The sequence below is a fragment of the Streptomyces canarius genome (genome assembly GCF_014650735.1).
GTDB lineage: Bacteria > Actinomycetota > Actinomycetes > Streptomycetales > Streptomycetaceae > Streptomyces > Streptomyces olivaceoviridis.
This window is the reverse complement of the sequence record NZ_BMVN01000061.1, coordinates 13,397-37,995: the sequence shown is the minus strand read 5'-3', so window position 1 is coordinate 37,995 and position 24,599 is coordinate 13,397. Positions and strand designations below refer to the sequence as shown.

The 24,599-nt window shown below is 70.5% G+C and carries 18 protein-coding genes and 5 pseudogenes; 5 read left to right on the top strand and 18 right to left on the bottom strand.

Annotated elements, in window-relative coordinates:
* Window positions 1-215: 215 nt before the first annotated feature.
* Window positions 216-1,391 (bottom strand): glutathione-independent formaldehyde dehydrogenase, encoded by a 1,176-nt coding sequence (locus IE294_RS41185; protein WP_189894502.1) that lies wholly within the window; start codon window positions 1,389-1,391, stop codon window positions 216-218.
* A gap of 308 nt (window positions 1,392-1,699) precedes the next feature.
* Window positions 1,700-2,815 carry a hypothetical protein gene (locus tag IE294_RS41180; protein WP_189894501.1) on the bottom strand — a complete coding sequence of 372 codons (1,116 nt, stop codon included), beginning with the start codon at window positions 2,813-2,815 and terminating at the stop codon, window positions 1,700-1,702.
* Between the two features lie 682 nt (window positions 2,816-3,497).
* On the opposite strand from IE294_RS41180, the gene IE294_RS41175 reads away from it, so the two are divergent.
* Complete coding sequence (locus tag IE294_RS41175; protein ID WP_229917883.1) at window positions 3,498-3,740, top strand: hypothetical protein; 243 nt, start codon at window positions 3,498-3,500, stop codon at window positions 3,738-3,740.
* Window positions 3,741-4,097: 357 nt separating this feature from the next.
* Here the strand turns inward: IE294_RS41175 and IE294_RS41170 are convergent, their stop codons facing one another.
* Together IE294_RS41170 and IE294_RS41165 are read right to left on the bottom strand one after the other, a co-directional pair.
* Window positions 4,098-4,640: a DinB/UmuC family translesion DNA polymerase gene (locus IE294_RS41170; protein ID WP_373315940.1), complete on the bottom strand. Its 543-nt coding sequence runs from the start codon at window positions 4,638-4,640 to the stop codon at window positions 4,098-4,100.
* 555 nt (window positions 4,641-5,195) lie between these two features.
* On the bottom strand, window positions 5,196-5,642 hold the full coding sequence (locus IE294_RS41165; protein WP_229917881.1) for a hypothetical protein: 447 nt from the start codon (window positions 5,640-5,642) through the stop codon (window positions 5,196-5,198).
* 261 nt (window positions 5,643-5,903) lie between these two features.
* On the opposite strand from IE294_RS41165, the gene IE294_RS41160 reads away from it, so the two are divergent.
* Window positions 5,904-7,322, top strand: a complete 1,419-nt coding sequence (locus tag IE294_RS41160) for an APC family permease (protein WP_189894506.1) — start codon at window positions 5,904-5,906, stop codon at window positions 7,320-7,322.
* A gap of 50 nt (window positions 7,323-7,372) precedes the next feature.
* Window positions 7,373-9,010 carry an amidohydrolase gene (locus tag IE294_RS41155; RefSeq protein ID WP_189894500.1) on the top strand — a complete coding sequence of 546 codons (1,638 nt, stop codon included), beginning with the start codon at window positions 7,373-7,375 and terminating at the stop codon, window positions 9,008-9,010.
* 39 nt (window positions 9,011-9,049) lie between these two features.
* On the opposite strand, the gene IE294_RS41150 is transcribed toward IE294_RS41155, so the two are convergent.
* Entirely contained in the window at window positions 9,050-9,754 is a 705-nt protein-coding gene (locus IE294_RS41150) for a TetR/AcrR family transcriptional regulator (protein WP_189894499.1), read from the bottom strand.
* A 447-nt stretch (window positions 9,755-10,201) separates the two neighbouring features.
* Window positions 10,202-11,889 (bottom strand): annotated as a pseudogene (locus IE294_RS41145) (CocE/NonD family hydrolase).
* A 98-nt stretch (window positions 11,890-11,987) separates the two neighbouring features.
* Between IE294_RS41145 and IE294_RS41140 the strand changes: the two are divergent.
* Window positions 11,988-12,704 (top strand): TetR/AcrR family transcriptional regulator, encoded by a 717-nt coding sequence (locus tag IE294_RS41140; RefSeq protein WP_189894498.1) that lies wholly within the window; start codon window positions 11,988-11,990, stop codon window positions 12,702-12,704.
* A gap of 832 nt (window positions 12,705-13,536) precedes the next feature.
* Here the strand turns inward: IE294_RS41140 and IE294_RS41135 are convergent.
* A pseudogene (locus tag IE294_RS41135) lies at window positions 13,537-14,022 on the bottom strand (transposase); the annotation flags it as partial.
* Between the two features lie 141 nt (window positions 14,023-14,163).
* On the bottom strand, window positions 14,164-14,928 hold the full coding sequence (locus tag IE294_RS41130) for a GNAT family N-acetyltransferase (protein WP_189894505.1): 765 nt from the start codon (window positions 14,926-14,928) through the stop codon (window positions 14,164-14,166).
* 89 nt (window positions 14,929-15,017) lie between these two features.
* Here IE294_RS41130 and IE294_RS49190 point away from each other — a divergent pair, with 89 nt between their 5' ends.
* The gene (locus tag IE294_RS49190; RefSeq protein ID WP_189894504.1) at window positions 15,018-15,263 is read left to right on the top strand and encodes a peptidase inhibitor family I36 protein; all 246 of its coding nucleotides are present in this window, start codon (window positions 15,018-15,020) and stop codon (window positions 15,261-15,263) included.
* A gap of 55 nt (window positions 15,264-15,318) precedes the next feature.
* On the opposite strand, the pseudogene IE294_RS41120 reads toward IE294_RS49190, so the two are convergent.
* The 10 genes and pseudogenes from IE294_RS41120 to IE294_RS41075 all read right to left on the bottom strand — a co-directional run.
* Window positions 15,319-15,465 (bottom strand): annotated as a pseudogene (locus IE294_RS41120) (IS110 family transposase); the annotation flags it as partial.
* Window positions 15,466-15,559: 94 nt separating this feature from the next.
* A complete protein-coding gene (locus tag IE294_RS41115; protein WP_189894497.1) occupies window positions 15,560-16,681 on the bottom strand; it encodes a hypothetical protein in 1,122 nt (373 codons plus the stop codon).
* A 117-nt stretch (window positions 16,682-16,798) separates the two neighbouring features.
* Complete coding sequence (locus IE294_RS41110; RefSeq protein WP_189894496.1) at window positions 16,799-17,023, bottom strand: hypothetical protein; 225 nt, start codon at window positions 17,021-17,023, stop codon at window positions 16,799-16,801.
* A gap of 187 nt (window positions 17,024-17,210) precedes the next feature.
* Window positions 17,211-17,588: pseudogene (locus tag IE294_RS48330) on the bottom strand (TetR/AcrR family transcriptional regulator C-terminal domain-containing protein); the annotation flags it as partial.
* A 15-nt stretch (window positions 17,589-17,603) separates the two neighbouring features.
* A complete protein-coding gene (locus IE294_RS48325; protein WP_229917877.1) occupies window positions 17,604-18,083 on the bottom strand; it encodes a relaxase domain-containing protein in 480 nt (159 codons plus the stop codon).
* Between the two features lie 318 nt (window positions 18,084-18,401).
* Window positions 18,402-18,968, bottom strand: a complete 567-nt coding sequence (locus IE294_RS41095; RefSeq protein WP_189894509.1) for an RICIN domain-containing protein — start codon at window positions 18,966-18,968, stop codon at window positions 18,402-18,404.
* A pseudogene (locus IE294_RS41090) lies at window positions 18,887-19,638 on the bottom strand (beta/alpha barrel domain-containing protein). Before IE294_RS41090 ends, IE294_RS41095 begins: the two are co-directional and overlap by 82 nt.
* Before the next feature lie 289 nt (window positions 19,639-19,927).
* Window positions 19,928-20,770: a hypothetical protein gene (locus IE294_RS41085; protein WP_229917875.1), complete on the bottom strand. Its 843-nt coding sequence runs from the start codon at window positions 20,768-20,770 to the stop codon at window positions 19,928-19,930.
* 125 nt (window positions 20,771-20,895) lie between these two features.
* The gene (locus IE294_RS41080) at window positions 20,896-21,321 is read right to left on the bottom strand and encodes a hypothetical protein (protein WP_189894495.1); all 426 of its coding nucleotides are present in this window, start codon (window positions 21,319-21,321) and stop codon (window positions 20,896-20,898) included.
* Window positions 21,322-21,668: 347 nt separating this feature from the next.
* On the bottom strand, window positions 21,669-24,575 hold the full coding sequence (locus IE294_RS41075; protein WP_189894494.1) for a helix-turn-helix transcriptional regulator: 2,907 nt from the start codon (window positions 24,573-24,575) through the stop codon (window positions 21,669-21,671).
* Window positions 24,576-24,599: the final 24 nt, after the last annotated feature.

Here is a 24,599-nt window from a genome sequence, read left to right as displayed (position 1 = left end):
CCACCGCTGCCACACCGCACTCGCAGGCCAGCCACCCATCAGCCGTGTGAACAACGCTGCGGGTCAATACACCTAGGGCCGAACGGGGTCGCGCTGCCAGGTATACCAGGAGGGTAGGCGACGACGGCCTGTCCAGCCCCGGCCGAAGCCGGGGCGCGGCGCCACTTGTCGGCCGGCCGGTCCTGGAGAGCAGGCGGCCAGCGGCCCTGGATCCTTTACCGCTTGTGGCCGTTGCCGTGTCCGTTGGGATGCAGGACCACCTTGGTCCACCCCTCGTCACGGGCATCGAAGTGCTCGTAGGCGGTGGGGGCCTCGTCCAGGCTGAGCTCGTGGGAGACCACGAAGCTCGGCTTCGCCTTCCCGCCGGCGATCAGGTCCCGCAGCGCCCGGTTGTACTTCTTCACCGGAGCCTGCCCGGTCCCCATGTGCTGGCCCTTGAACCACATCATCCCGAAGTCGATCGGAACCTTGCCCTGGGCCTCCAGCTCGCCCTGAGCTTCCCTGCCGCCGGGGTCCTGGGGCAGGAAAACGCCCACCACGCCGATGTTGCCCGTGAACCTGACCGAGTCGATCAGTCCGTTGAGCGTGAGGCTGGCGTCCTCGTGTCCCTGGGGGTCGTGTGCCTGGTAGCCGACGCATTCGCAGCCGTTGTCGGCGCCCAGACCGAGGGTAGCCTCCTTGACGACGTCCGCCGGGTTCTGCTCGGCTGTGTTGATCGGGATGGCCCCGATCTCCTCCGCCTTGCGCAGCCGGTCGGGCTGGTGGTCGGCCGTCCAGACGCGGCCGGCGCCCTTGAGGAGGGCGGAGTAGGTCGCCATCAGCCCGACGGGACCGGCCCCGAAGACGATGGTCTGATCGCCCGGTTTGACGTGGGCCATCTCGGTGGCGTGATAGCCGGTGGGGAAGATGTCGGCGAGCATCACGTAGTCGGTCTGCCGCTCGGCGGCGTCCTCGCCCAGGCGCAGGGCGTTGAAGTCGCCGTAGGGCACGCGCAGCAGCTCCGCCTGGCCGCCCTGGTAGGGGCCCATGTCGGCGAATCCGTAGGCGGCTCCTGCGAGGGCCGGTTCCGGCTGCATGGTCAGGCAGTAGTTGGTCAGGCCCTGCTCGCACTGCTTGCAGAAGCCACAGGCGATGTTGAAGGGCAGGACCACGTACTCGCCGACCTGGACCTTGCGGACGGCCGAGCCGACCTCCACGACCTGGCCCAGGTTCTCGTGTCCCAGGGTGCGGCCGGACTCGAACGAGGTGCGGCCCTCGTACATGTGCAGGTCCGAACCGCAGATGTTGGTGGAGGTGATCTTGACGATGATGTCGCAGGGGTGTTCGATCTTCGCGTCCGGTACGTCCCTCACGGTGACCGTTCGCGGTCCTTCGTATACCGCTGCTTTCATGATGTCTTCTCTCGGTGCCACGGCCGACCGCGGCACGGCGATGATGAGACGGCGCGACGAGCCTGACTCTCGGAAGTTGCTATGGCGGGGTCCGTGGCTCCGGCACGCTTCTGCGGGCCGTTCACCCGGATCAGGTGGAACGGTGGTTCGGGCCGTCGGCCCGCCAGGCGGAGCTTCGGCGCTCCGACGGCGTGCGGTGCGGGTCCCCGTCGGCCTCCGACGCGAAACGAACTTCACCGATCGATCAGCCGATTTTTTGGTACCGGACGGCCACCGATCAAGGACGCATCTCCGAGTCTGGTCACCAGCTACTCACCGTCGTCCTCGAGCATCCGCCGACGTTCTTGTTCGCGCTTGGAATAAGCGGCTGCTCGGATCGCCTCGTCGCTCTCCAAACCCGATCCCAGCGCGCCGCCCACCGTGGCGATCGAAGCGACGAACCAGGACAGCGTCCAGTACTCCGTGGCGTGCAGCGGGGTTCGTGTCATGGAGGCGAAGACGCGGTCGTTGAGGATGAAGAGCGAACACAGCAGGTTGATGACCAATAAACCCGCGTAGCAGACGAGCACTCCGATGCCGACGGTCACGACCGTGGACGCGTTGTAGAGAGCCGCCCTCTTCCTGGCCTCCGGTGAGGCCTCTGTTGATCGATGCCACAGGTGCGCGTCCACGATCAGCCAGCCGATCATGAGCGCGACGGACCCGACCATGGCGATCACGAGGCGCGGCGTACTCAGAGCCTCGGACAGGCTCCAGAGGGTGGAGTTCACGGTGGCGACCGCCCCCGTGGCGAGTGCGGCCGCCAGGGCTTTCGACAGACCCGGCACCAACCGCCACGGCTGGTTGGCGCGGACCATGCCGCCGAGCACCCTCAGGTAACCGCGCGGCCCGCTGACGACGTACCGGAGGTCAGCGGTCTCCCCCTCATCGATCTGGCCCGGGTGAATCGGCGCAAGACGACTGGCGAAACGTCCCAGTGGCTGACGCCGAGGAGGCTCTTCAGCCCCAGCGGCTGACGGACTCGCCAAGCTGAGAACGGCCTCTTCCACCGCCCGCAGGGCCCTTCTCTTAAAACGCAGGCCCCCCAGCGACGGAAGCGACAGCAGCGCCAAGCCGTGTTCGTGACTCAGATCCACCACGAGCTTGCGCCCGTGTGAGTGCAGCGGAAGGTCGGTGAGGGCCACGACGATGTCCCAGCTTTCCGCACGCCCGCGGTCAACGATCCGGCGCGTCAACGTGCACAGATCCTCGGTCCCTGCGGTGAAGGGCTCACTGACCACCTCGACGTCGAACCGCCGCTCCTGTCCTGACGTGCCGGCGAGCCGAGCAGGGAGTACCCGGACCAAATGCTGCGCGATCTCCGTCGGCGCGTCCGGATCCGCCAGGAGAGCCACGACCGTAACGCCCTGCGACGACTCCCGCATGACCGGACCCTCCTCGTCGGCTGCCCCGGCGCTCACCAGTGCCCAAAATGTCTCCGCTATAACGCTGGCACCCATAACCGCTGCCCCTTCGACGACGGAGGTCTTTATCCTGTTTCGTGCACGAATTGCGCAGGCTTGAGAAACTGAATCTTCACCAGTAGGTCCGCGAGACGAGTGAGGCAATCGTCGGCGCGGTCACCGGCTCCCTGACCGCCGCGGACGTTGCCGCTCGGGCGGTACGACGACGAAGGCTGCTTCCAGTACGTCGGCCGCGCCACCGCTCTCGCCCGGACGGCAGGCGCTGCGGTCGCGGGCCTGCTCGCGGCCGGGCGGCGCGGGCATCATGGACGGGCTGGTCGTTCTCCGCCGAGTGGGGCAGCCGGGAGCGGCTGAACGTCACGCTGGTGGAACCGGAGCTGGTGGTGGAGGCCGGCGTCGATGTCGCCCGTGATGCCGCCGGCCGGTGGCGCCAACCCGCGCGCTGGCATCGCGCCCGCCCAGACCTGTCCCCCTCCGACGTGCCGCGCCTGACGGAGCCGCCGCACTGACGGCGGCACGCAGGTCGCCCGGGTCACCAGCACCGCACCCACGGCAGTGGCCGAGGCCGCGGCACGCAGCGACTCCAGATCGGGGAGACGTCCGATCGTCGACGCGCGCAGCGGGCCGCTTAAGGATCCATGCTGTGATCCACTTCCCCGATGAGTTGCTCACGCTGGAGCGGTCCGCAGAGGAAGAACGCGCCAAGCGCGCTGGTCTGACCGGTAGGGCGTACGACGCCCAGTGGCGCCGCTGGCGCGGGGCGTCCGAGAAGGTGCAGGCTGCCGTCACTGCCCACGGCGAAGCCACCGGGAGCAACCGGTATGAGCTGGAGCAGGCCGTGAAGAAGGCCGTGCGGCACGGTCAAGAGGACTCGTCGGCCGAATAGCTGACGCGGGTGTCGGCCGTACTCGCCGACCTGGTGGCGGAGCTTGCCCTCGGGGATGACGGGGGCGGGGTGGCGACGGCCCGCTTGGTGCGCAGGGTGAGGACCGGGCCCGCCGACGCCGCCGCGCTGCGGGCCCGGGAGCGCACTGCCTGTCGTATCCCTCGTAAGGGCAGGCGCTCGAACGGGCACTTCGTCCCGAACCCTTACCAGCCGTTCCCCGGTACCTGCCGCGCCGGATGCATCACCGTCGCGCGGCATCGCTGCCACCGTGGCCGGACGTGACAAGGTCGCGGTGGGGGCGTACGGGCTCCGGGCCGCAGCGGCTTTCGGGTCCTGCGACCAGGTTCTGGAGAGCGGTCATGAGGCCCGGCGCAGGGGCACGACGGTGGCCGGCCCGATGGAGTCGGGTCCGGACTTCTTCCGTATGCGGTCCATGGCCTGCTCGGCGGCGAGCCGGGACTCCCGTGCGGCGTCGAGGCTGATCTGCTCGGCGACCTGGCCGGCGTCGATGAGGTCCTCGCCTTTCAGCACGATCCCGGTCATGCGGGCGCGTTGCAGGGCGGCGGCGTCCATCAGCTGGTAGGCGACGGTGCGCAGGTCGTCTTCGTGGGCGGAGGGTTCGGTCAGGCGGGTCTTCTCCCACGTGGTGCCACCCGCGAAGCGCAGGGTCAGGGTGATCGCGCGGGCGGCCTGGCCGCGGCGGCGCAGGTGGAGGCCGAGCTGGACGACGAGGTCGAGCAGGGTGGCCCGGACGACGGCGCCGTCGAGGGTGTGGCTCGTGAAGCGGTGACCGACGGCGGCGGAGGCCGGCAGGTTCCGGGGGACGACGGGGCGGGGGTCGATGCCGCGGGCGCGGTCGGCGGCGAGCCGGCCGGCCTTCTTGCCCAGCAGACGCTGCACGGTGGCCGGGATACGTGCCCTGCGCGTAGTGGGAAGTTGGAGGGCCTGGTGGTCGCCGAGTTGGTCGGCCCCGGGCCTTCCAGTCGCCGTAGAGAGGATCGACCGTGACCTCCGACCACGACATGCTGCGGCGCCGATGCGGGCATCTGGGCCGTGTCCTGCTGCCGCTGGTGGACCAGGAACCATGGCGGCAGGCTCGCCGCCGCGAGACACCGAGCTCCCGAGGCATCGACACGGCGGCAGGCGAGCGGATGATCAAGATCTTCGCTGCCCTGGCCGCCCACGCCGTCGCACTCGACGCCTCCTCGTCCGCCGCAGAATTCGACGCTCTGTCCCTCAAGGCCGTGGCTGACGCGGCTACCGGCAAGCGCGACTGCGAACTGCTTGCCGGGCTGCCGGACACCTTCACCAACGATCGTGCTGGACAGGCCGTGAACGTCTTCCGCCACGGTGTCCTCCACTTCCGGCTGGTGGTCCCACCGAGTGGAGTGGATGCGGTGCATCGTCAGTGCCGCCGGGGCGATGCACCACATCGGGTGCGCGCATCGAGTCCACTCAGTGGCCGGCCTCCCGGCCGCGGTGCGGTCTGGGCTCCTGCGGGCGGTGCGCCTGCTGGTCGTTCTCACGCGCCGGGTGCGGTCTGTCGGCGTCGTCGCGGTGGGCGTAGCGGTCCATCGTGGCGCGGGCCCGGTCGGCCGCTGCGGTGAAGGCGTCCCCGAGGTGACGTAGCCGCTCGGCTGTGAGGTCGAGGGCTTCCACGTCCGTGCGGGATTCCCGCAGGGCCCGCAGCGCCGTCAGGCCGACCGCTCCCTGGCGGCCGGGCTCCTGCTGCTGGTCGTCGTGCTCGGGGTCGGCCGGCTCGGGCGCGAGCAGTTGCTCGGGCATCGCCGCCTGCTGGTGCCGGGCGACGTCGTACACCCGGCCGCGTGTGGCGACGGTGGAGCGGAGCTTCTCGCGGACCGCAGCTCCGGCGAGGGCGGCCCGTTCGTACTGCAACGGCACGCGGGGTATCTCCCACTCTCCCGGCTCCACGCCGGCTGTCGGGCCCCGGGGCTGACCCGACGCCCGGGGGAACCCGCGGTCCGGACTCCCGGGCGGTCGCCGTCGCACCCTTATGACAACAGCATTGACGTGTTTCGGCCCGGCCGGTTTCATGGCTCGCACTTCCCCACCCCACACTCCCAAGGCGGTGATCCCTTGGCATCGACGCAGAAGGCCACGGGCAGCGGTCCGAGAACCGGCGCGAGCGACCCCCAGCACTCCATGCACCGGTCCCTCGGCCTCCTCGACGGCGTGGCGATCGCCGCCTCCAGTACCGCCGCGACCAGCAGCATCGGAATCGGCCTGGGCCTGATGGCCGGGGTCGTCGGGCTGCACCTGCCCGCGATCATGCTGCTGGCGTTCCTCCCCGTGCTCGCCATTGCCGGCGGCTACGGCCGGCTGAACACCGCCGAGCCGGACGCCGGCAGCAGCTACCGCTGGGTGGGCCGCACGCTCAACCCCTGGCTCGGTTTCCTCACCGGCTGGGTGAACACCGTCGGCACGGTGGTGTTCATGGCGTACACCACGACCGTCACCGGCTCGTCGATCGTCCAACTCCTCGACCTGGTGCACCTGCACAGCGTCGCCGGCCTGCGGCTGGACGCCGACTCGACCGTCCAGTGCACGCTGATCGGCCTGGCCCTCCTGGTCGGTGCCGCGCTGGTCGCGGTACGCGGGCTCGACCTGGCCGCGCGGCTCCAGAAGGCGCTGCTGGTCTTCGAGTACGCCGTGCTGCTGGGCTTCTGCGGGTACGGGCTGTTCGCCGGCGACCAGCCGTTCTCGCTCCAGTGGTACAACCCCATCGCGATCCCGTCCCTGGAGGCGCTGGCTCAGGGCATGGTGCTCGCGGTGTTCTGCTACTGGGGCTTCGAGTCGGTGTTCAGCGTCGGCGAGGAGGTCCGCGACCCGCGCGACGCCTCCCGGGCCGGGACGGTCGCCCTGGTGGTGATGCTGCTGCTGTTCCTGCTCGCCGGCACCGCCTTCCAACGGGTGCTGCCGCTGGACGAGTTGGCGGACAACGGCGCGCACGGACTGACCTACTTCGGGGCCCGGCTGGCCTCGCAGCCGCTGGCCGCGCTGCCGCTGATCGCGCTGATGTTCTCCGCGGTGGCCTCGCTCCAGTCCTCGGTGATCCCGACCGCCCGCGGCCTGTACGCGATGGGCCGCGACGGCGTGCTCGGCCCCGTCTGGACCCGCCTGCATCCCCGCCACCGGACGCCCTCCGCGGGCACCCTGCTGATCACCGGCGTCGCGGTCGCCCTGGCGCTGTGCGCGGTCGCCATCCCGACCGTCAACGACCTCATCTCCGCCGCCGTCAACGCGATCGGCGTCATCGTCGCGCTGTACTACGCGCTCACCGCCGTCGCCGCCGCCGTCCGCTTCCGTCACCTGCTGCGCACCAGCCTGCTGGAGGGCCTGCGCGCGGTGGTCGGTCCGCTGCTCGGCGCCGCGGCGCTGCTCGCCGTCGGCGCCTACCTCGCCTGGACCTTCTACGACTCCGCCGACCATTTCGAACTCGCCGCCGACAACGGCTGGTTCGAACTCTCCGTGGTGATCCTGATGATCATCAGCGGTCTGCCGGCGGCGGCCTGGGCCCGCTGGCGGCGCCACTCACCGTACTTCCTCGGCGACATCCGCTAGTCGCGGGCGCCTCGCACCACCCCGTACTACCCGAGAACGGAGCACCACCCATGACCAAGGCCGACCTGGTCTTCACCCGAGGACCCGTGCACACCGGCGACGCCGCCCGCACCCGCGCGAGCGCCCTGGCCGTGACCGGTGGGCGGATCACCGCCGTCGGCCACGACGAGGTCCGCGAACTGATCGGTGCGGGCACCGAGGTCGTCGACCTTGCCGGAAAGCTGCTGCTCCCCGGTTTCCAGGACGCGCACATCCACGCCGTGGGCGGCGGCACCGAGCTGGCCGCCTGCGACCTCACCTGCACCGTCGGCGCCGCCGACTGCCTGGCACGGATCCGCGCCTACGCCGAGGCCCACCCCGACCAGGAGTGGATCACCGGCAGCGGCTGGTCGTTGGAGAGCTTCGACGGCGGACTGCCGACCCGGCACCTGCTCGACACCGCTGTCCCCGACCGCCCGGTCTACCTCACCAACCGCGACCACCACGGCGCCTGGGCCAACACCCGGGCCCTGGAGCTCGCGGGCCTCGACCGCGACACCCCCGACCCGGCCGACGGACGGATCGAACGGGAGCCGGACGGCGCCCCCAGCGGCATGCTCCAGGAAGGCGCCACCGCCCTGGTCGCCCGGCTGATCCCGCCCGTCACCCCCGCCGACCGCCTCGACGGGCTGCTGCGCGCACAGCGGCTGCTGCACTCGCTCGGCATCACCGGCTGGCAGGACGCCCTGCTCGGCGAGTTCAACGGCATGCCCGACCCCTCCGACGCGTACCTGGCCGCCGCCCGCTCCGGCGCGCTGACCGCCCGGGTGACCGGCGCTCTCTGGTGGGAGCGCGACCGGGGCGCCGAACAGATCCCCGAACTCGTCGAGCGTCGGGCGGAGTTGACGCACGGCAGGTTCCGGGCCGGCTCGGTGAAGATCATGCTGGACGGCATCGCGGAGAACTTCACCGCCGCCATGACCAGCCCCTACCTGGACGGCTGCGGGTGCGCCACCGCCAACTCCGGCCTCAGCTTCGTCGATCCGCTCGCCCTGCGCGGCCACGTCAGCGAACTCGACGCGCTGGGCTTCCAGGTGCACTTCCACGCGCTCGGCGACCGGGCGGTTCGCGAGGCGCTGGACGCGGTCGAGGCAGCCCGCGCCGCCAACGGGTGGCGCGACACTCGCCACCACCTCGCGCACCTCCAGGTGGTCCACCCGGACGACGTGCCGCGCTTCGCCAGGCTCGGCGCCGTCGCCAACATCCAGCCGCTGTGGGCGGCCCACGAGCCGCAGATGGACGAGCTGACCATCCCGTTCCTCGGCCCGGAGCGCGCCGCCTGGCAGTACCCGTTCGGCGCGCTCCTGCGGGCAGGCGCCACGCTGGCGGCGGGCAGCGACTGGCCGGTGAGCAGCCCGGACCCGCTGGCCGGCCTGCACGTGGCCGTCAACCGGCGCCGGCCCGACGCCGACGACGACCGGGTCCTGCTGCCCGAGCAGCGGCTCGACCTCGCCTCCGCGATCGCCGCCTACACGGCTGGGTCGGCGTTCGTGAACGGCCACGACGACGCCGGCGTGTTCGCCCCTGGGCAGTTGGCCGACCTGGTCGTCCTCGACCGCGACATCCTCACCTGCCCGCCCGAGGAGATCGCCGCGGCCCGGGTGCTGCGGACGTACGTCGGCGGCGAACTGGTCCACGCCGCCGACTGATCCCACCCGCGGCCCCGAGCCAGTGGCGGCGCGCACCGCTCAGCGCGCCGCCGCCAGCCGGGCCTCGGCGGCGTCCAGCAGCAGGTCCAGCGCGAACGGGTAGGCGCTGCGCCCCATGTCGGCGGCGAGCAGGTGCGCGGTGGCGGCGATGTGCGGGTGGGCCCCGGCGTCGAGCCTGGCGTAGGCGGCGTGCCAGACCCGCTGGTCCGCCGACTGCGCCGCGGCCGGCAGGGCGAGCACGGCGGCGTCCAGCACCGCGAATCCGAGGCTCTGGTCCACGAACGCGTGGTAGATCCGCACCGCCTCCGGGTCGGGGAACCCAGCGGTGCGCAGGATGCCGAGGATCGCCTCGACGGCGGCGATCTCGTGGGTGCGCCCGGTGGTGCGGTGGGCGGCGAGCAGCGCGGCCTGCGGGTGGGCCCGGTAGCCGGCGTGGATCCGCAGGCCGATCTCCCGCAGGTCGGCCCGCCAGTCCCCGGTGGCCTGCCAGCCGTCCTGGGCGCGGGCGATCAGTTCCTCGGCGATGGCGAGCAGCAGATCGTCGGTGCTGTGGAAGTAGCGATAGACCGCGCTGGGATCGGCACCCAGCGCGGTGCCGAGCCGGCGGACGGTGAGCGCCACCGCACCGTGCTGCTCGACCAGCCGCAGCGCCGTGTCGACGATCAGTTCGTGGGAGAGCACCACTCCCTGCTTGGTCGGCCGCCGACGGCGCCGCTGGGGCTCGGGCACTACGCGTTCGTTCATCCCCGCAGCGTAAGACAACGCAATTGACGTAGTACAGATTCCTGATGGTCGAGGAGCCTTCCCTTGAGCCCGCCTTCCATCGAACACCGTGACGACGTGGCGATCCTGACGCTCCGTCGCCCGACCAGGCGCAATGCCCTCGACGACGCCACCGTGCTGAGCTTCGAGGGGTTCTTCCGGGAAGCCGGGCGCGGACGTCCGCGCCGTCGTCCTGAACGCCGAGGGTGATCACTCCTCGGCCGGGCTCGACCTCGGCGAGCTGACCGAGCGCTCCACCGACGGTCAGCGACGACTTCTCTGTCAAGTTCAGCGTGTCGAAGTGAATCGCGGCCCCGGGTGGCTGCTGCGAAACCCTGACTTGGTTGACCTGGACGGCGAAGAGGGCGTGGAGGAGTGAGCCGGGCCGGACGGCCCGGCTCGTCGGCCGTTCCCCGGATGACTGACGAATTACGCGAGACCAGAGCTGCTGGGAAGTACCAATGCCGAATCCGCGTGGAGCGTGATGCGCACCGGCGTGAAGGTGATGGCGTCGACCGGCGACTCACCGGTGCCGGGGTTGCGGGCGTAGCGTGGGTGGGCGCCTCCGCTGATCTGCCAACGTATGCGATGGCCGACGGGGAAGCGGTGGGCGATGGAGCTCATCGGCACGGAGACCTGCGAGGGCGCCTGTTCGGCCGTCCGGAGTCGGCTGAACCCGTCACAGATGTTGACGGAACGGCCTTGCGGGTCTGCGTCGCACAGGCGGGTGAAGACATCGGCGTGTCCGGTGTCCGTGGAGATGCTCAGCCGTGCGGAGACCGGGCCCAGGATGTCCATGGGCTCGGTCAGTGGTGGGCCGGTGAATGTCAGGACGTCGTCTCGGGCCTCCAGGGTGGCGTTGTTCCGGGGGCCGGCGGTGCGGGAGAGCAGTGGGCCGCCGAGGGAGGGTGTGGGGTCGGCCGGGTCGTAGCGGATCGCCGTCACGGGTGCGGAGTCTGGTGGGGCGTGCTGGGTGAGATGCCCGCCGGGGATGGGGTACCACGAGGTGGCAGTTGCGGCTGGCGGCCAGTCGTCGACGTCCCGCCAGGCGTTTTCGCCGCCGATGTGCACGCGCACTGCGGTGGGACGCAGGCCGGAGGGATCGGCGTACAGGTGGGCGCGCAGCCACGCGAGGCTTTCGGCGAACACCTCGGGCCATCCCTGTTGCAGGGCGGAAGTGTGGGTCCAGGGACCGACGAGCAGGGCGGTCTCACATCCGGTCTGGCGCAGCCGGTCGTACTGCTCGAAGGTCTGGTCGACCAGTACGTCGTGCCATCCGGTGATCAGAGCCGTGGGCACACGGAGCCTCTCCGCCGACTCCGCCAACGACGCGCCGCGCCAGTAGGCGTCCTTGGCGTCCGGGTGTGTCATCACGTCGTCCAACCAAGGCAGTTCGCTGCCGAGGGCCGACACGTACGCCCCACGCAGGGGCTGCGCGCTGGTGACGTCGCGCAGGCGGCGCTGTAGACGCAGGGTCGCCTTGAGGAACGGTGCCATGCCCTGGTGCTGGTAATTCATGCCCACGCCCACGGCGAGGGCGTTCTCCAGGCGCAGCGCACCGTCTGCGTGGAACAGGGCGTAGGGATCGTGCAGCCCTACTTGCACCACCATTGCCTTGAGTTCTGGCGGTGGGTCCAGAGCGAGGGCCCATTGCACGTAGCCCAGGTAACTGGGGCCGACGGTCCCCAGTGTTCCATTGAACCAGCGTTGCTCGCGCAGCCAGGACACCGTGGCCTGGCCGTCGGCGGCCTCGTTGCGCCACAGATCGAACATGCCGCCCGAACCTCCGGTGCCGCGGCAGCTCTGCAGGATCACGTGGAAGCCCTGTTCGGCGAAGAGCAGGCCGTACTGGGGTGACCACGGCAGCCCTCGGCCATGGGGCGAGCGGACCAGCAGGGTGGGGAAGTCGCCCTGGGCTCGCGGAAAGTAGTGGTCAGTGATCAACGGGCTGCCGTCGGCGGCCGGCACCAACAGTCCCGGCTCCCAACCGGCCTCTCATGCCGTTTCGCCGGCAGACCTCGCCAGGTCGCCCTCATCATCCGCGAGGAAAGCGGCGGTTTTCCGGCGGGTGGCACCCAGGCTGGCCTGGCTACGGCGTCGGGCGTGCGTGATGTCATCATTCCCCTCCTCCATTCTCGTACGACGTACGAGAATGGAGGATGCTTGGATGACCTTGGCAAGAGTCGCCTCGCAAGCAGGGGAAGGAGTGCGAGCCGTGTCCAGTGACGGAAAGCCCGGTGCCGAGGGCGTCGATCCAGAACAGCTCTGGCTGCGTCCCACCGAGCCCCGCAGGGGCCGCAGGCCCTCCTTCAGCCGGGAGGCGATCACCGCGGCAGCCGTCACTCTGGCGGACGCGGAGGGGCTCGACGCGGTCACCATGCGGCGGGTGGCCGCCGAGGTCGGAGCGGGCGTCATGTCGCTCTACAGCTACGCCCCTGACAAGGAGACGTTGCTGGAACTGATGGTCGACCACGTCAGCGGCGAGCTCACGGTCACGAACCCACCCAGTGGCGACTGGCGTGCCGATCTGAAGACCGTGGCCCGACTGCAGCGCACTCACATGTTGCGCCACCCCTGGCTGCCCGCCGCCTTGTCCACCCGCCGCGTTCCGGGCCCCAACACGCTGAACTTCCTGGAACACGTGCTCGCCGTCCTGCGGCCCACCGGGCTGGACGGTGCGGCGAAGCTAGAGGTCTTCGCTCAGATCACCGCATTCGTGGCCGGGTACGTTGCCCATGAGATCGCGCAGGCCGCAGTCTCACGATCACCGGACCGGGCCGCAGCCGAAGGCCGCTACCTTGCCGCTGTCGCCGCCGACGGCTGCCATCCGGAACTCGCCGAAGCCCTTTCCGCCCCCCGACGGCCCCTCACCCCTGACGCCACCTTCACCCGTTTCCTCAACCGCCTGATCGACGGCCTCGATACTGGCTGATGCCATGCACCTGTGACTGCCGTCCCGCCCGCGGCGCCTCCGAGGAACAGACCGTCGCCCTCTCCAAGGCGCCCAGGTGGCGACAAAGGCTGCCGCCAGCTCTGTTTCAGGCGGTCGACCAACTACCTGCCGAGTGGGGGTGCCGTCAACGAGCGGCGAACCAGGTGACGAGTAACTCACCAGTGGCTTCCTGGGCGGGTTCTCCTGCTTGTGTGCCGTTAACGAACGTCTCATGAGCCCCCAGTGGATGGCGGAGTGCCTGCCGGTGCGTCATCTGGGGACCGTCCTGTTCCGGCGTGCTCGGTCGCGCAGGACAAGCAGGGTCCAGCCTCGGCCGGCTGGATCGAGCGGTCTCGTCGCGGCGGTGAAGAGTTCTGCGGCTCGGCGGTAGGAGAGCCGTCCTCGGCCGGTGACCGGGCAGCGGTCGGCTGCCGGTGTGGTGGCGGGGGCCCGTCGGTCGGTGACGAACACCGGCCCTGCGGTGCGCCCGGCCAGCAGCACGGGCAGCAGGCGTGCCGTGCCCGGTCCCCAGCTCAGGGGTGCTACCGGACAGGGATGGAGTCGCCGTCCGACGCCAGCCATGCGAGACGCCGACTGTGCGGCGCGTGAGCGGGGTCGGTCAGCGGGGTGATGCGAAACGACAAGGTGTCTCCGTCGTGAGGAGGTGGCAAAGGGCAGTACGCGGACTCAACGCCTGAGCACTCCTGCGCATGTGCTCCACACCTCCTCGTCGACAGCGCCGGTCCCGAACAACATCGGACGGCTGGGAGAACGTAGCTGGCCCATCGGCTCCTCGGCAAAGGGTTGACGAAGAGCTGGTGCGAGTGTGCGGTCACAGCCACTCGTTGATGGCCGCGACCAGCACGGTTGCCTCGTAACGGACCGCAAGCTTGGCGTACCTCGTGGCCACGGCCCGGTGGCACTTGAGGCGATCAATGCCGCACTCGGCCGCGTGCCGGTCCCGATAGTCGATCCTGTCGAACTTCTGCGGGCGGCCGCCGCGCGAGCCGCGTTTCTTGCGGTGGAGGGCCAGGTCGGCCTTGTCCGGAATGGTGCAGCGGATGCCGCGTTTGCGCAGGTGGGTGCGGTTCTTGCGGGAGGCGTACGCCTGGTCAGCGCGGAAGCGATCGGGACGGACGCGCGGCCGGCCCGGCCCGATGCGGGGCACGCGGACCTTCTCCGGCACGGGTTCGAACTGCGGAGAGTTCCCGCGCTGCCCGGCCGTCACCACGATCGACATGGGCTTCCGTCCCTGCTCGACTGCCAGATGGAGCTTGGTGGTGAATCCACCGCGCGAGCGTCCCAGCCCGTGATCAGGGAGCTGCACCGGGCGGTTGCCACGAGGTACGACAAGCTCGCGGTCCGCTACGAGGCGACCGTTCTCGTCGCGGCCCTCAACGAGTGGCTGTGACCAGGATCGTTACGAGAATGGGCAGGCAGCTTGTGGAGTTCTCGGCGTTCAGGGGTTGATGGTGTGTTCGGTGAACTGGCCGCAGGAACGGAATCCCAGGCGGCGGTAGACGGGCTCGCCGTCGGTGGACGCCTGCAGCACCGCGATGCGGTGCTCTCGGTCGCGGGCGGTGTGGAGTGCGGCGAGCGTGATGGCACCGCCGTAGCCGCGTCGGCGGTGGGTGGCCAGGGTGCAGATGTTGTAGATCCCGGCAACCCCCGCGTGATGAAACACTTCGGCCGAACAGACCGGACGGCCGTCCACGTAGCCGACCAGGTAACGGGCCGGACAGTGTTCGGCCAATGCTTGTGGGGCGGCCTGGGCGAAGAAGCGGCGGACTGTGTCAGAGGGCGGGGTCCAGTTCGCGGCGAGAACCGCGGCGTAGTCGGCGAGTTGTTCGTGTGTGGCCACCGTCTGGATGTCCAGTCCTGGGGCGGCGGGCAGCGGCAGGTTGTCGTCCAGTTCGGCCCACATCGCCGTCTCGTGTTCGGATGCTGGCAGACCAGCCGTCGTCAGGCGGGCGGTGAGGTCCGGTGGCCTCGAGGCGGGCCCCACCCACCAGGAGAAGGGGCGGCCGGTGCGAGCCAGGGTCCGGGCGGTCTCGGTGATACGTGCCGTAGCGGTGGTGACGGTGAAGCGGGCCGCGGCAACGATGTTGAAAGTGTCATCGTCCAGGCTGCTGTCGGCGACCAGGAGGTCATCAGTCTCTGTAACGGTCGCACCGCTCATGCTCCGATGCAGGTGACAGGCATGTTCCGCCAGATTCTGCTCCATCCTGTCCGTCAAGTCGGCGTCGTTGAGAAGATGAACATTCATAACGAGTGATCCCAGCATGACCGGGCGCAGGGTGCACGTGATTTTGGATCGCTCGCCGACGGTGTCACGTCGGCGACCAGCACATTCGATACACGCCCTACATCCGCGGCAAAGGCAGCTCCATCATCAACAACAGCAACCGCACCGCACGCGTCTACCAGAAGGACAACTACTTCGGCCGGCACGTCTGCGTCGGACGAGACGGCGGCACCATCAGCGACCTGCGTTCCTACCAGCTCAACGACACCACACACAGCCTGCGCAACAACGACACCCCCTGCGGCACCTCATAACCCCCTGCGCCCCCCACGAGGCAAACACTCGGCCGGCCCCCCGGGTTAGCACCCGGCGGCCGGGCGCGTCGACGGTGGTGAAGTCCCGAAGCCGGCGGGCTGTTTCGGCGATGAAGTAGGCGTCGCGGGCATCCGTCTTGGCCTCGCCCCGGTAGGCGCCAGCCATGCGGTTGCCTGTCCGCCCAGGTCCGTAGACAGGGCTTGAACTGCATAGACGCCCTCATGGGGAGCGGATCTCCAGTCGGCGGGGCGGCGCGGGACAGCACAGGACACGGTTCGGGGCTGGGTGTACGGCTTCAGGACTTGGGACAGGATTTCGGGGTGGAGGCGCCCGGAGGCAGGAGTCGACGCTCCTGGACGGTCAGGGGGCGGTTGACGCCCCGGCAGAGCTCTCGGTACCAGAGGTCGGGATCGAGCGGGAGCGTCAGGGTGCCCGAGGTGGTCACAGCTACCAGGTCGTCACCTCGCAGGAACCATTGCGCGGAGATTTGCCCGACGGGGAGCTTGGCGATCTCCAGTGTTCTCCCCGCCTGCCACAGTTGCAGGTCCTCGAAGTCGGTGGAGATCAAATGCCCGTCGCGGGTCAGGCCGATGAGGTGGCCGGTCCTACCCGCGGAGACCGTGGGCGCTCGCAGACGGAAGTCCGGCACACTGCGGAACTCGATCCGCGCGCTGTCCGGCGTTTTGATGTTGTTGAGCGTTGCGAGGGAGCTCCCCGAGGGATCGAAGACTTCTGTCTCCCAGTTGCTGATGGCGTCGGGGTTGGCCTGGAACGCGCCGACCAGCCGGCGTTCGCGGAGGTCCCACAGGCTCATCTCTCCGTCGCGGCCACGGACCAGTACCTGGCCCGGGTGTCGTGGACGCGGCCACAGCGACTGGCCGTTGGCCGCCAGCCACTGCTGTGACGTGTCGCCCGTGTGCAAGGGAAGCGGTGAGCCGATGGCCCGCCCAGTGGAGGGGTCCCAGCGTGCCAGGATGCCCGCGTAGAGGGTGAGGACGCTGCCGTCATCGGCGGCGGCGACGGCCCCGGTGGCTTGTGCACGCGATGTCGCGGGGCCCGGCAGCCGGAGCAGACGGTGCAGTGACAGCCGGGGCAGGGAGTAGACGGCGAGCTGGTCCTCGCTACGGGCGACCAGGTGGCGGCCGTCGGAGGTGCTGGCGTTCTGGCGCAAGGCCGCATACGTCGGAGGAAGCATGTGACGCGCCGCCGTCCCGGCCTCGTACCTTCTGCCGGTGCGGGTGTCGAGGACGGCGAGTGTGACCTTGCCCGCGTCGTTGCCCTCCAGGATGCGGAACCGTCGGTCGGGGGTGAGCAACGTGATGGGCCCGCCTCTTGGTGTGGGCAGGTCCGGGTAGTCGTCCGGCTGTGGCAATGTGAAGCGCAGCACCGTGCCACCCTTGATTCCGAGCACGGTCAACTTCCCGTCCCTGCGTGGCAGCACCAGGAAGCGGATCCGGTACGGCGATCCCACGTCGCATGGCTGCCCCCAGAACCGGCTTCAGCCCGCTTGTGGGGCCTGACGGGTTCGCACCAGTCAGCGGCGGCGGAGTTCCTCGGACCAGTCCCGGAGCGGGCCTTCGAGGATGAGATTGTCACCGCGGCTCACGGTCTGGAGCAGTTGGGCGCACACGGTTGCTTCGGCGGCGAGGCCGGCCGGGCTGCCCAGGATCGGGAAGACGGTGCGGACGCGGGCGGCGGTGTCCGGCTGGAGCAGCGTGTAGGCGTAGAGGGTGGCGGCGTCGAACCCCTCCGAAGCCATGCCTATCCAGACCTCGTGTTGATACGCGCAGGTCAGACGGGTACGGCTGTCTGAGGGACGTAAGGTCAGTATCGTCCACGCAGGCGGTCATCGGTGAGCGGCCTGCCTTCAGGCGGGAGTATCTGCGACGTAATTGCAGTCAGCTTGTGCCCTCACCGATGAGGACGGCCAGGCCGTTCAGGATGCGCTACAGGCCGAACTCCCATGCCTGGTCCTGGCCGTGGGATTGGGCTGCCGAAGCGAGGGCCGCTGTGAGGGCGGGAAATCGCTCGCCGTGTGCCTGCATCAGGTCGCCAAGGATGCCGCCCATTTGGGCCTCGGGGTTGCCCGCCGGGCCTGATGCACGGGCCTGCTGGACGATACCGCGTACGTGACCGACCAGTAGGACAGCCGCATCCATACGTTCGGCGCCGTTCAGCCCTGTGCCGTCCAGGGCGGCCACGGCACGCTCCAGCCAGGACAGCTCCGCGGATCCCATGATCCGGGGTCCGACGGTGGCGTCCAGTGCCCAGGGGTGCCGGCGGAAGACGTGAATCAGCTCGCGGGCCCATTCCTCCAGATGCTCCCGCCAGCCACCGTTTCATGCCCTCACCTGCGGGTACGGGCCGATCGCGGTGTCCACCATGAGAGCGACCAGCTCGCCACCGGTGATCACATGTGGCTGGTCACCGAACGCCGTGGGGCGCGCCGCGCTGGCGGACACACGTCTCAGCAGAGCCGCGGCCACCCATCCCGATGCCCCGAAATGGGGATCCGTCGACCTCTCACCCAAGGCCGCGATCTGGTTCAGCTTGGCGCGGGCCCGCTCGGAGACCATGGGCAGGAACAGCGGCTCGCCGTCGTCGTCGAGGGCAGTGGCGTACTCGTGCTCCAGCTCGGCCAGGCAGGCGGCGATCTGGTCGCCGCGCCGGGAGGTCGAGCGGATCAGCTCGTGCGGCACCCCGGCAATCTCCATCACCGGCCGGCGCCCCGGGGTGACGGTACGCGGCTCGGTCGCCAGCCCCAGCGCCTCGCAGACCTCAGCGGCCACGAGCTCGTTGTAGAGCGCGGAGGCGGCCACGGTGTTCTCGTGCAGGGGCGGCGGCTGGGGCTGTGAGAGCGGGCAGGACGGCGAGAGCGGCGGCTACCAGGCCGCGTGAAACGGTGGTGAGCATGGACTCCGTGGTAGCCGCCGACGACCCGGCCGGGGTGGCGTATCAGTCTCCGTCTTCATGGCGCTGGCCGCGCGGGTGGCTGCGGCTGAGTGGGTGGCTGCGGCTGAGTGGGCGGCTCCGGGCGGCGGCCGGCCCGCGGGCTGCTCGCTGGATGCGGGCGTCCCCGCCTCGGTGCAGCCCGCGGCTGCCGAGGGGGGACGCATGGGTTGGCGTGCGCCGGGGGGTCATCCCGTGGTGGGGCCGCTCTGGAGGATCACGGGGTCGTTGTCGAGGGACCACCAGACCTTCTCGGCGTTGTTGTTGGGTTCCAGGACGACGACTTCGCCGAGGTTGTTGCCGTAGTACGGGGTCATGATCTGGCGTGCGGAACGGCTGTAGATCTTGTACGCGCCGTCGAGGGGCCGTCGGGTCAGTTCCCACTGGAACTCCAGGCCGGTACCGCAGGTTCCTTCGGTGACTCGCGGCTTGTTGAACCAGGGGGCGCCGGGCTTGAGACACATGCCCGTCTTGGTGTTGCGGATGATGTAGACGTACCCGGCGACGGGCTCGAACTCCCACTGGTCGGCCCCGAAGGTCTGGCCCCGGTCCCAGACGTAGTGCACCCATCCGTCCTGGAAGCCGTCGCCCCAGTTGTGCGGCAGCAGGCTGCCCCCGGTCTTGATGTTGACGATGTGGGTGTTCAGGTCCTGGGCGTGGGCGGTGACAGCGTTCACGGCTCCGCCGAGCAGAGCGCCGAGCATGCCGGCGACGAGGAGGAGACGGGACAGGAGACGGGACAGGAGGCGGTGCATGAAGAGTCCTTTCCGCGGTGCAGCACGCCGCCGGCCGGCCGTGCGAACGCCGCCCGGTGACGGAGAACAGACACCCCATAGCGCACCGCATTCACCCCCGCGCGAGAAGTGTTGGTCGAGCGGGTCCGGCCGATCCCTGGACATCGGGTTTCGCGGGCTCTCCCGTGCCACACCGTCAGGTGCGCCGTCTTCCGCGGCACCTGAGGACCCTTCTCCATCCCCCGCACCTCTGACCACTGTGGTGCTGGCCGAAACCGTCCCCTCTCGCATCCCCTTTCACCCTTTCCGGGAGTGAACGGAGGCTTGCCGGATTGACGATGCGGTACGCGTACATCTGCGCGAACGTGTCGGACGTGACGGTGACGGCACCGGCCATCGGGACCTACAACGTCCAATTGAGCGTCGTATCCAGTTGGGTCGCCCCGCTCCAGGAGGGCGGCCGTCGCCACCCAGCTGCCGCCGACGGGCCAGGAGACCGCCGGCACGGAGAGATATCGGTCCAGGTCGGCCGGGCCGATGCCACCGGTGGGTATGAACCTGGCCTGAGGGAAGGAGCCGCCAGCGCTCGCAGCACGCCGGCGCCGCCCAGGGGCTCGGCGGGAAACAGCTTCATCGTGTCGAGGCCCGATTGCAAGGCGAGCATCAACGCGTCCGCTTCGGGGTCGGCCACTCCGCCGGCGGTGCGCGTGATGGAGGGGGCTGCACGTGATCGACATCAACGTCTTCCTTCGCCTGGACGTCGGCAAAGGCGAAGACCTCGCCTCCACCGTCGCCCCGACCGGAGGAAGGCGTCCGCTCACTGGGTGACGAGGCGGAACGGGTGGTGCGGGTCGCGGGGGCAGAGGGCGATGATCAGCCGGCCCCGGCCCGGTGAGACGCCTGTGGGCACGTTGGCGCCCATGACCCGGATGTCCTGCCGGTCCTCGTAGGGGACCCAGCTGGTGGTGGCAGGGTCCCATTCACGCTGGTCGATGGTGAGCAGCGGGGTGAGCTCTGCGTCGCAGACCGAACAGGCCAGGCGCGTGGGTCCGGTGAGGTTCCAGGCGATGGAGCCGCCGACCTTCCAGCCGGGGGCCGTGGACAGGTCGTAGATGTACTGTTCGTTCGTCCCCGTTCTCGTCCTGTTCGTGTCCCTGCCACGCTTCGATCCGCTCCCGCACGTTTTCGGGGAGCTCTTCGAACCACGGGTGCTCGATGACTTCTTCCGGGTGCAGGACACAGGGCGAGGGGACGAGTTCGGGGCGGCCGACGACCTCGGGAACCGGCTGCTCGGTCAGCGGTGTGCCGGTGTCCTGCGAGTGCCGCCACCTCAGTTCGACGTGCATCTCGTGGCGGCTCTCGCCGTGCCGTTCGAAGGGGCACCAGAACACCTGGAGCAGGTCCCCTGCCCCGGTGCCGGGCAGGCCGGGCACGTCCCGCCGGTAGAGCTGGGTCACGCCGATCAGCGGGATGGGGTCGGTGTCGGCCAGGTGGGGCGCGTGTCGGCCTCGCTTGAAGCGGGAGAGCTCGTCGGCCTCCTCGGCGTTGGGGCCGGAGCGCGGATCACGCCGCCAGGCCCGTTCCAGGATCTCCCGCTCGCGCAGCACATCGGCGTAGCGGTGGCCGCTGCCTCGCTTGTGGGGGAGGGTGCACACGGGCCAGGGCTCGTCGGCGGGCCACAGCATCGGGCCGCCAACGGAGCTGTCCTGGGCCGTGGGTGTGCCGCGGCGCGGGTGCAGTCGGGTCGCGGTGCGGCGCAGCGCGGTCAGTTCGGGGACGACCGCTTCGACGTCGGTGGGGCGGGGCGGGGTGGTACGGGGCATCAGCCGGGGCTTCCTGATCGGATGGTCGGGGCGTGTGGTCGTTGCGAAGCCTGCCGGCGCCGCGCGGGCTGACCGAGTTCGGCTTCGGCCCCTATGCCTGGCTCTGAGACCCCTCAGGCGCTCAATCAGGGCAGCTTTGTGCACCCAGAGCCATCCGTAGCGAGGGCCTCCAACGCGTCTGCGATCTCGATGAGGTCTTCCGTCGAGAGGGCGGGTGGAGTCCAGTGGTGTGCGCGTGCGTGATCGATGAAGATCTCGTCCAGCGGGACGTGGTAGCGCTCGACGTAGTGAGCGAGGTCTGAGTACCAGAACCACTCGCCGTCGGTGTGGACCTCCAACGCACCGATGAACTCGCCGCTCAGTGCGTCGTGGACCGGTGACCCGGTCACGGCAAGGGCTGACCCTGCTCGCAGGTAGCGCGACAACCTCGGTGCGTCCGGGGCAGCGTGGTCGCGGACCGAGTCGCGCAGTGCGGGGCCGTCGGGGCGGCCATGCGCCAGTTCCTGGAACTCACCGAGGAACGGGTTGTCGGGAAAGGATCGGCTGGCCATGCGCGGAAGCCTATGCGCCGAAGATCACGCTCACGTTCACCCTGTGGGCGGGCCCAGCGGTTTGCGGGGCCGGCCCGCTTCGTCTGCCGGACCGGCTCCCGATCGCGGTGCACCGTGATCCCGGTGCGGCGGCAGGTGGAGGGCCTGATGCGCCGCGACGGGCTTGCCGTGTCCTGGCCTCTGGTGACGCGCACTTCCCGCGGTCGGTTCGGGGACCCGGCCGGTTCGCAGGGTGGAGACGACGTGCCGCCCGGCAGGTACGGGCGCATCGCCTCGGTCGGCGGCGGAGCGGAGGCACGGGCGGCGCCCTCGTGGGGCTGGTGCGCCACCACGCCACCGCTCGGCCGTCAGCACTGCTCCGCCGCCAGGGCGCACAGCTGTGAGCGGTTGGGCAGGCCGGTCTTGGCGATGAGGCTCGCGACGTGCTTCTCGACGGTGCGCGGCGATATGTAGAGGCGGGCGGCGATGTCCTTGTTGCTGGGGCGGTCGGCGAGCAGCCGGAAGATCTCGTACTCGCGGACCGTCATGCCCTTCAGGCGCAGCTCCGGTGGAATCCGGTCGGTGCCGGTGCGGTGCTGGCGGACCGGGGCACCGATCGCGCGCAGCAGGGTCCGGCAGGCGCCGACCACGGCGGTGGCGGAGGTCTCGCGGAAGTGGTGCTCGGCCTCCCGCAGCCAGCGCTCCGGCTCGCCCCAGCCCAGCGCGTGGGCCTCCTCCGCGATCAGCCGTTGTCCGAGGTGGCGGGCGGTGGGGTAGGGCGCGCCCGCCTGCTGGGCCCGCAGTGCCGCCTGTCCGGCGGCCTCGGGGCGGCCCTCCCGGCCGAGCAGGAGGGCCTCGGCGAGCAGGACGAAGTGGTGGTTCCAGCGCATGCGGCCCGCGGCGCTGCCGGCCAGCCGTTCGAGGTGGGCGCGGTCGGCCCGGCCGTCCAGGAGGTCGAGCAGCAGGCCGAGACCGTGCCGTCCGCTGAGGTGGAAGGTGGTCGGGTTCTCGGCCTCCAGCGCCTCCAGGTCGGCCATGGTCCGGGCCGCCTGTTCCCGGTTCTCCTCCAGGAGGGCGCAGAAGACCTGGGCGAGACCGAGGGCCAGCGGTTCCTCGGGCGAGCGGCTCCCGCCCCAGTGGCCGAACCCGGTCAGGGCCTCCTCCATGGCGTCGCGGTCGCCCTGGTGGGCCGCCAGCACCGCGCGGGCCATCATCAGGTAGCGGGCCACCGACGTGAGCTTCAGGCGGGCCGCCATGGTCAGCGTCTCGTCGCCGAGCGCCCGTGCCTCGGCGAACCGGCCGCGCAGCACGTCGTGCAGGGTGAGGATGCCGTCGATGCCGTAGACGACGGGGACCGCGCCGAGCCGCCGGGCCTCCGCGCGGGCCTCGTCGAGGGTGGCGGTGCTGCCGTCGTCCAGCCATCGGATGCCGCCGAGCCGGGTGAGCGCGTACATCCGCGGGAGGGGCAGGCTGTGCCGCTCGGCGGTGTTCATCGCCTGTTCCAGGTAGGTGCTGGCCTCCGCGAGGTCGCGTTCGCGGGCGACCACGCCGAGGAGCTCCCACGCCTGGCAGGCGACCAGGGGCAGGTTCTGCCGCTCGGCGGTGGCGAGGGCCGCCCGGGCCAGCCGCTCGGCCCGCTGGGTGCGGTCCCGTCCCGGCGTGTCGAGGCACAGGTACGCCTCCACGACGTCGGTCAGCGCGGTGTGCGCCTCGTCGGGCGCCGTCGCCAGCAGTGCCCGGGCCCGTTCGATCTGGTTGTTGCCGTCGGCCCAGCGGCCCGCCATGTAGGCGACGTGTGCGAGTCGGGTGTGCAGGGCCGCCAGCCGGGCCGGGCCCAGGCCGGCTCCGACGAGTTCGCGCAGGCTGCCGGTGAGGCTGAGCGCACGGGTCAGGTCCCCGGTCTCCGCGAGCGCCGGCAGCAGCGCCTCCAGGGCCTCGGCGCGTGCGGTGGAGTCGCCGCCTTCCGCCAGCAGCCGCTCGGCGCGGTCGAGCATGGCGACCGCGGAGCCGATCGCGCCGTCGGCGAGGGCGCGGCGCCCGGCCTCGGTGAACAGCCGGCCGGCCCGGACGGGGTCGCCTGCGTTGGCACGCAGGGTCGCCGCCAGGGGGCACCAGTCGCCCGGCAGACCGGGGTTGAGGGTTTCGATCGCGTCCGCGGCCTGCTCGGAGAGGGCGACCCGGGCGGTGGGGGTGAGCTGTGCGAGCAGCGCCTCGGCGGTCAGGGGGTGCTGGAAGGCGTACCAGTCGGGGGCGGGTTCGTCGGCCGCGACGAGCCGGGCCACCACGCTCGCGTGCAGGTGACTGAGCAGGCTGCGGTCGTCGACGCCGGTCATCGACTGGAGCACCGACAGGGGGAAGCGCCGGCCCAGTACGGCGGCGGCGCTGAGCAGGGTGCGTCCTTGCGGGCCGAGCTGGTCGATGCGGTGGATGGCGCCCTCCAGCAGCGCCCTGGGCATGTTGCGGCGGAGGTCGCCGACGACCCGCCAGGCGGCGCCCTCGCGGACGAGGGAGCCCCCGGCCACCGCGCCCTGGAGGAGTTCCTCGACCAGGTACGGGATGCCCGCGCTGTCCTGCCACATCTGGACGAGGACCTCGGCGGGCATCAGGCCGGGGTCGGTGTCCAGGCAGGAGGCGATCATCCGGCCGACCTCGTCGGCGTCCAGCGGCGTCAGCCGGAAGACGGTCGCGCTGCCGCGGCGCCCGGCGGACTCGGCGAGGCTCAGTGCCTCCCCGGGATCGGAGCGGAGGGTGGCCACCAGCATGAGCGGTTGCTGTTGGAGGTTGTCCACCAGGTACTCGACGACGGCGAGGGTCTCGGTGTCGGCGTCGTGCAGGTCCTCCAGCACCAGCAGGCAGCCGGTGTCGCGGCCGGCGTGGGCGAGCACCCGCAGGACCGCTTCCGCGAGGACCACCGTCGATCCCTGGTCGGGTGCGCCGGTGCTCCAGCCCGGAATGAGCCGGCCGAGCACCGGCCGGTACGGTCCGAGGCTCGCCTCGTCCGGGGTCACCCCGCCCCGGGAGAGCGGCATCAGTGCCTCGGTGAGGGGCCGGAGCGGCACCATCGGGCCGATGGTGCTGCTCCGGCCCTTGAGGACCCGGACACCGGCGTCCAGCGCCGCTCCGATCAGCTCGGCGACCAGACGCGACTTACCGATTCCTCCCTCCCCGACCAGGAAAGCCGTGCCTCCGCGTGACCGGTTCAGATCGCGCAACGCTTCGCCGAGCTCGGTGACTTCGGCCTCACGACCAATGAGATGAGCTGCCCGCAGACGCATACCTCCGGATGGTAGCCACTCGCT

Bases quoted from the DNA above. Each gene is read 5' to 3' on its own strand.
- IE294_RS41185 (WP_189894502.1), bottom strand. From the start codon at position 1,391: ATGAAAGCAGCGGTATACGAAGGACCGCGAACGGTCACCGTGAGGGAC.
- IE294_RS41180 (WP_189894501.1), bottom strand. From the start codon at position 2,815: ATGCGGGAGTCGTCGCAGGGCGTTACGGTCGTGGCTCTCCTGGCGGAT.
- IE294_RS41160 (WP_189894506.1), top strand. From the start codon at position 5,904: ATGCACCGGTCCCTCGGCCTCCTCGACGGCGTGGCGATCGCCGCCTCC.
- IE294_RS41155 (WP_189894500.1), top strand. From the start codon at position 7,373: ATGACCAAGGCCGACCTGGTCTTCACCCGAGGACCCGTGCACACCGGC.
- IE294_RS41150 (WP_189894499.1), bottom strand. From the start codon at position 9,754: ATGAACGAACGCGTAGTGCCCGAGCCCCAGCGGCGCCGTCGGCGGCCG.
- IE294_RS41130 (WP_189894505.1), bottom strand. From the start codon at position 14,928: ATGGAGCAGAATCTGGCGGAACATGCCTGTCACCTGCATCGGAGCATG.
- IE294_RS41110 (WP_189894496.1), bottom strand. From the start codon at position 17,023: ATGGCTTCGGAGGGGTTCGACGCCGCCACCCTCTACGCCTACACGCTG.
- IE294_RS41095 (WP_189894509.1), bottom strand. From the start codon at position 18,968: ATGCACCGCCTCCTGTCCCGTCTCCTGTCCCGTCTCCTCCTCGTCGCC.
- IE294_RS41085 (WP_229917875.1), bottom strand. From the start codon at position 20,770: ATGCCCCGTACCACCCCGCCCCGCCCCACCGACGTCGAAGCGGTCGTC.
- IE294_RS41080 (WP_189894495.1), bottom strand. From the start codon at position 21,321: ATGGCCAGCCGATCCTTTCCCGACAACCCGTTCCTCGGTGAGTTCCAG.
- IE294_RS41075 (WP_189894494.1), bottom strand. From the start codon at position 24,575: ATGCGTCTGCGGGCAGCTCATCTCATTGGTCGTGAGGCCGAAGTCACC.